General features: G+C 45.2%; 8 protein-coding genes and 1 tRNA gene. 3 read left to right on the plus strand and 6 right to left on the minus strand.

Annotated elements, in window-relative coordinates; genetic code table 11:
* Window positions 1-283: 283 nt before the first annotated feature.
* On the minus strand, window positions 284-1,084 hold the full coding sequence (locus tag RMO79_RS09550) for a mechanosensitive ion channel domain-containing protein (protein WP_310482895.1): 801 nt from the start codon (window positions 1,082-1,084) through the stop codon (window positions 284-286).
* A gap of 40 nt (window positions 1,085-1,124) precedes the next feature.
* Window positions 1,125-1,289 (minus strand): hypothetical protein, encoded by a 165-nt coding sequence (locus RMO79_RS09555; RefSeq protein WP_310482896.1) that lies wholly within the window; start codon window positions 1,287-1,289, stop codon window positions 1,125-1,127.
* Between the two features lie 71 nt (window positions 1,290-1,360).
* Between RMO79_RS09555 and RMO79_RS09560 the strand changes: the two genes are divergently transcribed.
* Both RMO79_RS09560 and RMO79_RS09565 read left to right on the plus strand, forming a co-directional pair.
* On the plus strand, window positions 1,361-1,915 hold the full coding sequence (locus RMO79_RS09560; protein ID WP_310482897.1) for a HEAT repeat domain-containing protein: 555 nt from the start codon (window positions 1,361-1,363) through the stop codon (window positions 1,913-1,915).
* 223 nt (window positions 1,916-2,138) lie between these two features.
* Window positions 2,139-4,403, plus strand: coding sequence for a tetratricopeptide repeat protein (locus RMO79_RS09565; RefSeq protein ID WP_310482898.1), 2,265 nt, complete (start codon window positions 2,139-2,141; stop codon window positions 4,401-4,403).
* A gap of 126 nt (window positions 4,404-4,529) precedes the next feature.
* On the opposite strand, the gene RMO79_RS09570 is transcribed toward RMO79_RS09565, so the two are convergent.
* Together RMO79_RS09570 and RMO79_RS09575 are read right to left on the minus strand one after the other, a co-directional pair.
* A tRNA-Gly gene (locus tag RMO79_RS09570) sits at window positions 4,530-4,600 on the minus strand.
* Between the two features lie 191 nt (window positions 4,601-4,791).
* Window positions 4,792-5,619: an acyl-CoA desaturase gene (locus RMO79_RS09575; RefSeq protein WP_310482899.1), complete on the minus strand. Its 828-nt coding sequence runs from the start codon at window positions 5,617-5,619 to the stop codon at window positions 4,792-4,794.
* An 81-nt stretch (window positions 5,620-5,700) separates the two neighbouring features.
* Between RMO79_RS09575 and RMO79_RS09580 the strand changes: the two genes are divergently transcribed.
* The gene (locus RMO79_RS09580) at window positions 5,701-6,939 is read left to right on the plus strand and encodes a methionine gamma-lyase family protein (protein WP_310482900.1); all 1,239 of its coding nucleotides are present in this window, start codon (window positions 5,701-5,703) and stop codon (window positions 6,937-6,939) included.
* Window positions 6,940-7,055: 116 nt separating this feature from the next.
* Here the strand turns inward: RMO79_RS09580 and mscL are convergent, their stop codons facing one another.
* The gene (mscL, locus tag RMO79_RS09585; RefSeq protein ID WP_310482901.1) at window positions 7,056-7,475 is read right to left on the minus strand and encodes a large conductance mechanosensitive channel protein MscL; all 420 of its coding nucleotides are present in this window, start codon (window positions 7,473-7,475) and stop codon (window positions 7,056-7,058) included.
* A gap of 126 nt (window positions 7,476-7,601) precedes the next feature.
* Entirely contained in the window at window positions 7,602-9,056 is a 1,455-nt protein-coding gene (locus RMO79_RS09590) for a hypothetical protein (RefSeq protein WP_310482902.1), read from the minus strand.
* Between the last annotated feature and the right edge of the window lie 445 nt (window positions 9,057-9,501).

Below are 9,501 nucleotides of genomic sequence, written 5' to 3' on the forward strand. Positions count from 1 at the left end.
TTTACCTGCTTCATCAGAGGCTTTCATCCACATTGCTATGATCCGACTTATGCTACGGAGACTTGCTTGAATATTTTATACTCTCCGTATTTCCAAACATCCTCTGAGTAAATATATTTTTTAAAAACTCAAAAGCTGTCCCGATCCACTCTAATAAGTATTTGGCAATTCTTTTAAATACGTTCACTTTTTTGTAAATAAATCGATTCCTGTATGTGATAAAAATCGACGATAGTAATGTTCGATCGCCGATTTATAAAACATTAACTATGCGATCGAAATTCTAAAATCTTGGTAGTTCGCAAGGTACCATAATTCCTTCTGCATCGAATCTTTTCTTAATCGTCTCCTGCATCTCGAAGTAAACATCTTCATAGTCTGCTGATTTTACCCACGGACGAACGGCAAAGCGAATTCCTAGCGTTCCCCAATCTAAAACACCAACGATTGTTTTGGGTTCTTTGAGGATTCGTAGATCGCTATCTAACACATCCCAGATGATTTGCTTGACTCGATCGATATCATTTTCATAATTAGTGCCAAACACCAAATCGATCCGACGTTCTGGCTGTGCGGAATGATTGGTAAGACAATCATCGAATAACTTCCGATTGGGGGCAACGATCGTCCGATTATCGGGTGTAATTAGAGTTGTATTGAGCGGATGAATTTTTTTGACAGTTCCGCCAATACCCAAGCATTCAATATAGTCGTCCACTTTAAACGGTCGCAAGACGATAATCAAAATCCCCGCAGCGAAGTTAGAGAGCGAACCCTGTAATGCTAACCCGATCGCGACCCCGATCGAACCGAGAATGGCGATAAATGATGCCGTTTGTACGCCCAATTGACCCATTGCGACGATCGCCGTCATCGCTACTACCGCAATATATACTAAATTGCTGGCAAATAATCCTAGTGTGGCATCAATTCTGGCTTTTTGAATAGATTTACCAACCACAACTTGCAAGAATCGGGCAATCTGAATGCCAATGAGTAAAATTATAAAAGCTGAAATCGCTTTAATGCCTAAGGTAGCAACCAAAGTCTGAATTTTAGCCAAAAGATCTGTCTTATTGTCCATAGAAGATTCCATCCAAGGGCAGAGGGCAGGTACCTCCACTCTACCCCACTCCGCGCGGCTCGATCGATCTCCCCTGCGCCCTAACTGCTACAATTACATTTAATATTAGTGACATTCCAGCGGGATCTGGAGATCGATAAACATCAAAATTTTGGGGATTGAGGGAAATGGCACTGTAGTAAATCTCAATCGAGTCTACCAACATTCAAGTTATAACATTGTGGCTACAGACCCGATCTCGCGTAAATTCATCCCGTTATAGTCAGAAAGATCGTTGTGGTTTCCAAACTTATCGAGCTATTACCAATTCTATTAGTTAGTACGACAATTATTATCGAACCGATCGGAGTAATGCGATCGGATGCAATCGTGCAAAGCCAACCGAGTCCAACCGCAGAAATCGATGCATCGATCGAACAATTGAAGGCAGGTGATGAAGCAGCATTAACACGACAGATCGATAATTCAATCGAACAGCTAAAAACGGCACGATCTGTTTCACAATTGCGATTGAATCAGTACATACTGACAAAAATTGGGACAAAAACAATACCCAAACTCATCTTACTGCTCCAAGATAAAGAGGCCGCCACGAGATCGTCAGCAACAACCGTATTGGCTAATATTGGTGCAGCAACAATACCAGATCTGATGCCATTGCTAGCAGATCGAGATAAAAATGTGAGATCGAGTGCAGTCTCAGCACTAGGGAAAATGGGCACATCGGCAAAATCGACGATTCCCAATCTAATTCCACTCCTTAATGATGAGGATCTAGAAGTAAGATCGATCGTCGTAACAACTCTGAAGCAGTTAGGATATAAACCTTAGCAGATTGGGAATCGAGGTGAAAATTGCATTGTCGATCGACAGCTTCCTAAATTAATAGTGTAATTGAGACCAGATCCCTCGATCGGCTAGTATGCTGCTGGTATTCGTTGCTAGCAAAATCGTTCGTGTAGTGTCGGCTGTGCCGAATCGCGGTCGCATATTTGCAACTATTTACGCCCTATCTTGAGATAACTATCCACACAGATCTCTTTACCTACATCGTATGTCAACACTAACTTGCACTCGAAATAACTGTAATGGCACGATCGATGATGGTTACTGCGATACTTGCGGGCTAGCCGCGCTCAAATCTCAATCCGAACTCGATCTCGCCCTGGCTGCAAGTGTCAGTAATAAGCCAGTTAAAGCCAGCTCCCAGAGCCTTAAAACCGCGCCTAATAGTGCTTCCGTCACCAGTACCGGATCGAGTCCGACGAGCAATCGATCGCGCGGTACCCGTCGCAGTGCGCCAACTGTTGGCAAAACTAGTCGCCGTCAATTGGGTGCAGGATTGGTATCGATTCCAGAATTACCTTCTACTGCGCCCGAATTAGCGATTTTAGCTGAAGCCAAGGTTCCCGAAAATAAACGGTTCTGTGCGGGTTGCAATGTAGCTGTTAAAAGAGATAAAGGTTTTTGTACTAAATGCGGGCAAAAATATAACTTCATTCCCAGTTTAGCACCGGGAGATGTTGTGGGCAGCCAATATGAAGTCAAAGGTGCGATCGCCTATGGTGGTTTAGGGTGGATTTATTTGGGCTTCGACAACTTATTATCGCGCTATGTCGTACTCAAAGGGTTATTAAATAGCGAAGATGCGGCGAGTGCGGCGGTAGCTCTGGCGGAGCGGCAATTTTTAGCCGCAGTCAAGCACCCGAATATCGTGGGGATTTATAACTTTGTCACCCACGAAGCGGAAGGCTATATCGTGATGGAATATGTCGGTGGTAAAACGCTCAAGGAGCTGCGAAAAGAGCGCGGAACGCTACCTGTATCTGAAGCAATCGCCTATATCCATCGCGTGTTGGGCGCATTTGCCTATCTCCACCAGCAAGGCTTAGTCTACTGCGATTTCAAGCCCGATAATGTCATGCTCGAAGGCGATGATATTAAGCTAATTGACTTAGGCGGCGCGCGCCGGATTGACGACCCAGATGGCGATATTTATGGGACGATCGGGTATGCTGCTCCTGAAGCTGGCGAAGGGCCGACAATCGTGTCGGATTTATTTACGATCGGGCGAACTCTCGCCGTATTAGTCACCAATATTTCTGGCTTTAGTACCGAGCATCAATATACCTTGCCCAGTGCCCAGTCAGATAGTATATTTTCTAAGCAAGAATCTCTCTACCGCTTCCTGCTTAAAGCTACAGCTACAGCGGCGGACGATCGCTTTCAGACAGCCGAAGAAATGGCAGAGCAACTACTAGGAGTACTAAGAGAAGTTGTCGCCGCCGAAACTAATATTCCCCGCCCTGCCAATAGTAGCTTATTCGATGGCGATCGATTATCTGTCACCGCTGGCAATGATTTTAGCCAGATTAAGCCGAGCTACTTACATTTACCCCATTTGCTCATCGATCCTAAAGATCCTGGCTTCAACGTCATTCTCAATGCCAGTATGACGACAAATCTAGATCGCCGGATCGAGCAATTAAGGCAAGTAGTCAAGCAATTACCTACCTCGATCGAAGCCAAACTCCGACTGGCAAGTAATTTAATCGACAGAGGCGCAATCGAGTCTGTCGGCGACTATGCCGAAGCCGACTTACTCCTAGAGCAAGTTGCCAAACAAGACGCTTGGGATTGGCGTGTAGACTGGTATCACGGTCGATCGCTGCTCTCCCAAAACCGCCCTCAAGATGCCCAAGCCGCATTCGATCGCGTTTACTTCGATTTACCAGGCGAACTTGCCCCCAAACTGGCTTTCGCCATCGCCGCCGAGCAATGCAACAACCACGCGCTCGCCGCGCAGATGTACGAGCTAGTCGAGCGTACCGATCTCAATTATCCTACCGCTGCCTTCGGTTTAGCCCGTTGTCGCTTAATGCAAGGCGATCGCAACGCCGCTGTCACTGCATTACAACAAGTTCCACAGACATCCACGCTCTATACCAGAGCCAAAGTCGAAATCGCGCGTATTTTAGTCGATCGACAATTACCCGTCGCCATCAATCTGCCCAAACACCCCCAACCAACACTTACCGAACTAAAATCAGCTACCCAAACAGTCGAAGCCCTGACTTTAGAAGGAATCGAAAAATATCGACTCGATCGCCAAGTATTGGAAACTGCCCTCAATTTACTCACATCAAGAGCCATTACCGCTCAGAGTAGTTTGATGATTTTAGGACAACCGCTAGAAGAAATTAAGCTCCGTCAAGGTTTAGAAAAAGTGCTGCGGTCGCTGGCACATTTAAGTACTGGCGATGAGAAAATTACCTTAGTAGATGAAGCCAATCGGATCAGACCGAGAACACTGTTTTAGATCGATAATTTGTCTAGAAGTAAGCTAATACGCATTAAAGTTACATGCAATTGGGCGCAAACAGCATACTGTAATGGAATCTGCTTGGCAGATTGAGTGCGTTTTAGCTTATCTTGCTATCTATTAAGCGAGTGGCGGGAATCGAACCCGCATCAATAGCTTGGAAGGCTATAGTTTTACCACTAAACTACACTCGCGTTTGCACGGAATAAATTTACCGCTTAAACATATTAGCACATCTCCATCGCTTTGAAACAAAGATTCGCTATTTCGCTGTTTTGATGATGAGCCAACAGCGGGGAAGAGGAGCAACAATGGCTCCCGATCCCTAAGTCCGTTGTCAATCGCAAATTCCCAATCTGCCGATCTTCAAGAAGATCGTTAGCAGTTAATCTTTGGTGGCTGCCGCTTCCACCAATTTAACTTTGGTTGCCAAACCGAGGAATTGCAACACCTGAATCGTCATCCAAGTAATATCGATTTCCCACCATTTCATCCCATGACGGGCGGAATGTTGATAAGCATGGTGGTTATTATGCCAACCTTCACCGTAAGTCGTGAGGGCAACCCACCAGCAATTGGTCGAGTTATCGGTAGTTTCAAAGTTGCGATAGCCGAATTTGTGAGTCGCGCTATTTACCAACCAAGTGCAGTGGTAAACAATTACTAGGCGTGCAAATACACCCCAGAAGACAAACGGCCAACCGCCGATCGCATATAATATTACTCCCAATACAACTTGCAAGGGGAAAAAATATTCATTCAAAAATTGATAAAAAGGATCGTTGGCAATATCCTTAGTAAAGCGGGGAATATCACTTTCAGCCGGGATTTCAAAGCACATCCACCGAATGTGACTCCACAAGAAACCTTTTTTAGAATCATGATGATCGACATCTTCATCGGAATGTAAATGATGGTGACGGTGTAACCCTACCCACCAAATGATGCCGCCTTGCAATGCGAGTGTGCCGCACAAAGCAAAAAAATACTCCAACCATTTGGGTACCTGAAAACTCCGGTGAGAAAGTAAACGGTGCCAGCCTAACGTAATTCCTAAACCACCTGTAATCCAGTGGAGCAGTACTGCCACTCCGACAGCTTGCCAGCTAAATATTCCTGGTAAAAAAGCACAAACCGCGCCAATGTGAAAGATAACGAGCGCGATAATCATCGTCCAGTCGAGACGAAGTTTTGTTGATGCGGCAACAGTCATTGAGATAACCTATGAAGAGTTTGACGATCGTGCCCGATCTGCATCCAGATTCCACAAGCAAATAATTTACTCCATCAAATCATGAACGGCAAGTTAATCATTCCAGCGGCAGAAAAGGCACTATCACTGATTTTTAATGGTATTGACGGTCAAGTCAAGGGTAATCTCCGTCGAGTTTTAGAAATTTATGCTCGTCACCGAGTTGGAGTGCGTCATTTTAGCAGTGTCAGCGGCTACGGACATGACGATTTGGGGCGAGAAACTTTGGATAAAGTTTTTGCCGAAATTATGGGTGCCGAAGCCGCCGCAGTGCGGGTGCAATTTGTCTCTGGCACTCATGCGATCGCCTGCGCTCTATTTGGCGTATTGCGTCCGGGGGATGAAATGCTTTCGGTAGTAGGCGCGCCCTACGATACTTTGGAAGAAGTAATCGGGACGAGAGGATCGGGGCAGGGATCGCTCAAGGAATTTGGCATCAGCTACCGCGAATTAGCTCTTGAGAGCGATGGGGAGATCGCTTGGGATAGTTTGAGTCATTCTGTGCGATCGAATACCCGTCTCGTCCTGATTCAGCGTTCCTGCGGCTATGCTTGGCGATCGTCTTTATCGATCGCCGAAATCGGTAAAATTGTGGAGATTGTCAAACAGCAAAATCCGAATACGATTTGCTTTGTCGATAATTGCTATGGTGAATTTGTCGAAGATCTGGAACCGCCTGCGGTGGGGGCGGATTTAATCGCCGGATCGCTGATTAAAAATCCTGGTGGGACGATTGCCACGGGTGGCGGTTATGTGGCTGGGCGAGCAGATTTAGTCGAAGCAGCAGCTTGTCGTCTGACAGCACCCGGTATCGGTTCTTCTGGCGGTGCCACGTACGACCAAAATCGGCTGCTATTCCAAGGCTTATTTCTGGCACCCCAAATGGTGGGCGAAGCCATGAAGGGCAATCATCTGACTGCCTATGTCTTCGATAAATTAGGCTATGCCGTCAATCCATTACCTTTAGCACCGCGCCGCGATGTAATTCAAGCCATCAAATTCGGTTCGCGCGCTAAACTAATTGCTTTTTGTCGATCGATCCAACAAAATTCACCCATCGATGCCTATGTCGATCCCGTTCCTGGAAATTTACACGGCTATGAAAGTGAGTTAATTATGGCTGGCGGGACTTTTATTGACGGGAGTACCTCAGAATTTTCGGCAGATGGCCCCCTCCGGGAACCTTATACCGCTTTCTGTCAGGGTGGCACCCATTGGACACACATTGCGATCGCCCTTGAAGCCGCTGTTGATGCGATTAATGCGATCGATCTAATCTGATTTATCGATCGCCAAAGTTTGAATTTTGGCGATCGACTTTTACAAGCTTCATTTTAAGCAATAGATTCACAAAGATTATCAGATATTATCTATTTTGCGAATCTATTATTCGAGGATTATATTTTTTGTGCCACTGTTGAATTCAACCTGTCGATCGAAACGATTAATTGCTGCTGTACTGCTACTGGGTCTGCGGCTGCTTCAGCTAAAGCTTCTTGACGAGATATCTTTCTTTTAGCAGTTTCAAATGCTCTAATTACTAGAAAAATTACAATTGAAACCAACAAAAAATTAACTACCGCAGCCAAGAATAAACCGTATTTTACTCCTCCAGCACTTAACTCAGCAATGTCTTTCAACTTAGCCGCTTCCAAAACTGGAGACAGAATGACTGGAGTAATGATGTCTTTGATAAAAGACTCAACAATTTTAGCAAATGCACCACCCAAGATGACAGCAACAGCTAGATCTAGCACATTGCCTTTCATAATAAAATTCTTGAAATCGCCGACCAGGCTACCTTGTTGTAATGACATGGTTATGATGTTGTAATGTTATCTAGTAAGATATCCTACCACTGGTTTTCGATTGCGGGAAGTCCTAGACCAGATTTTGTAGAGCGAAATGGTTTTAGTATAAAAACAGTAGCAGTAGTAATGGTGCTATTTAAGCGAGAGCGAGATCCGTAATACCAAGACGAAAAGCACCACCACCACACCAGATAATACCCACAGCCAGGTAGACATTTTCTTAATTGCGGTAAGCTGTTTGTTGCGATCGATCTGAAAATTATTAGCTAGCAGAATCATTTCGCGATCGCGCAGCTCAAAATTAGTAAGCTGTTGTTCCTCAGCTTGTTTGGCAGTGGCGCGGATCGTGAAAATTGCCGACTCGATTTGCTCGACTTTATCACGATCGTCTTCGATTTTTTTAAAGATCTCGGTTATTTGCGATCGAATCAGATCCGTGCGTTCGATCGATTCAGCAGTTAGCGCGTAGAACTGATCCTTTTCTACTTGAATCGACTGGGATAGTTCTGTAAATCCACGCTCGATTATCTCAATTTTAGATTGTAGTGCGTGAGATTTCTCGCTAATTTGACCGTGAATGGTGGTAATTTGCGTACTCAATCCATGTAGCTCGTTGAGTTTGGTACTCATCTCGACGCTCATACCCGCTATTTGCAGGCGATCGCTAGAAATAGTTTGCGATAGACTTAAAATTGACTCGCGCTCTTGGCGCAATTTGGCTGCTGATTCCTGACTGAGTGCGGTGACTCGTGCTTGAATTTCTTGTAAAGATTCATAAAAAGTCTCTTGTCCGGTAGTAACGCGATCGTGAGCTAGAATTAGGGCAGTTCGGGTTGGTTCGAGTTGAGCTAACATCTGTTGAATCTCTCCCTTGCCCCCAAATTTATCTAAACTAGTGACTATTTCCGTGCGGATTCGATCGATATCTGCCAGGATTTGGGCTGCTTTTTCAACCTGAATTTTGCTGTGTTGTGCTAATTGTTGAACCCGGAATTTTAGCTGTTTGACTTCTAGTGTATTGGCATCAACTCGATCGATTTGAGTTTGATTGCGTTGTGCGGTAATTTGCAATTGAGTTTGAGCGGTATCGAGTTGTTGGCGAGCCTCATCGAGCTGTTGGAGCAACTCACGATCCTGTGGAGCTAGCTTGGAGCTAAAACTTGAAGATTGGCTCGTCACGATGGAACTAGACTTTGGGTTCGAGTTGTGCTGGGGTGGGTGTGGGGCTGTCAGTTGTAGGGATGTCAAAATTGAATCGAGTTCGGCGTTAACCTCCAAGCGATCTCGACATAAAACAGGCTTGGTGACTGGATCGATCGGTTCGATCCCGCGTCCTAAATCCTTACTGCTGGCGAGGTGCGATCGATCGGCTGCTAATCCACTCGGTTGGGACGATTTCGACCGAGCATCATCGATGATATCGCCGACAACTTGCTGGCGACGATCGATCGACAGACGCGACTCTAATTCCAACCATTGTGAATCTGTTTCTTCTGGATTTTCTAGGGGTGCGGCTCCACCAAGATTAGAAGCTGAATTTGTCAAGCAACATACCTCCTCAGATTGTTTAGCAACATTATCTATCATCTAATTCGGCATGTTACATATCAGTTAAACCGTTCATCATTATAACTATTAAACTTTGCGATCTACTGAGACTTTATGCTGAATATTTACCGACATTGACGTAGCTCAGAGCGGTTCGATCGACAAAAGTATAGCTTCTTGATGTTTTCTACCAATCGTTGGCGTAGCCTACCGGAGGTAATCGATAACAACGATCCCAAATCCACCCGATCTTTACTCCTTACTTTTTACTTCTTACTCCCAGCTCTGAACTCCAACCTCCCATCTCCTATGCTCTCGTCCCCCTAACCTCTATAATAAAGAACGATCGTCAACATTATTTAATTTAGGTAATCATTGTGACTGCTACCGTCCAATCGCCCACAGCGCGCCGAGTTGTCTTTCCATTTACTGCCATTGTCGGGCAAGAGGAAATGAAATTAGCTCTGTTATTAAATGTCATAGA

Source organism: Chamaesiphon sp. VAR_48_metabat_403 (assembly GCF_031422475.1).
Classification (GTDB): Bacteria; Cyanobacteriota; Cyanobacteriia; order Cyanobacteriales; family Chamaesiphonaceae; genus Chamaesiphon.

Excerpts from the sequence above, each read along its gene's own strand:
- RMO79_RS09580 (WP_310482900.1), top strand. The coding sequence starts at position 5,701 with ATGAACGGCAAGTTAATCATTCCAGCGGCAGAAAAGGCACTATCACTG.
- RMO79_RS09590 (WP_310482902.1), bottom strand. The coding sequence starts at position 9,056 with ATGATAGATAATGTTGCTAAACAATCTGAGGAGGTATGTTGCTTGACA.
- RMO79_RS09565 (WP_310482898.1), top strand. The coding sequence starts at position 2,139 with ATGTCAACACTAACTTGCACTCGAAATAACTGTAATGGCACGATCGAT.
- RMO79_RS09550 (WP_310482895.1), bottom strand. The coding sequence starts at position 1,084 with ATGGACAATAAGACAGATCTTTTGGCTAAAATTCAGACTTTGGTTGCT.
- RMO79_RS09575 (WP_310482899.1), bottom strand. The coding sequence starts at position 5,619 with ATGACTGTTGCCGCATCAACAAAACTTCGTCTCGACTGGACGATGATT.
- RMO79_RS09555 (WP_310482896.1), bottom strand. The coding sequence starts at position 1,289 with ATGTTGGTAGACTCGATTGAGATTTACTACAGTGCCATTTCCCTCAAT.
- mscL (WP_310482901.1), bottom strand. The coding sequence starts at position 7,475 with ATGTCATTACAACAAGGTAGCCTGGTCGGCGATTTCAAGAATTTTATT.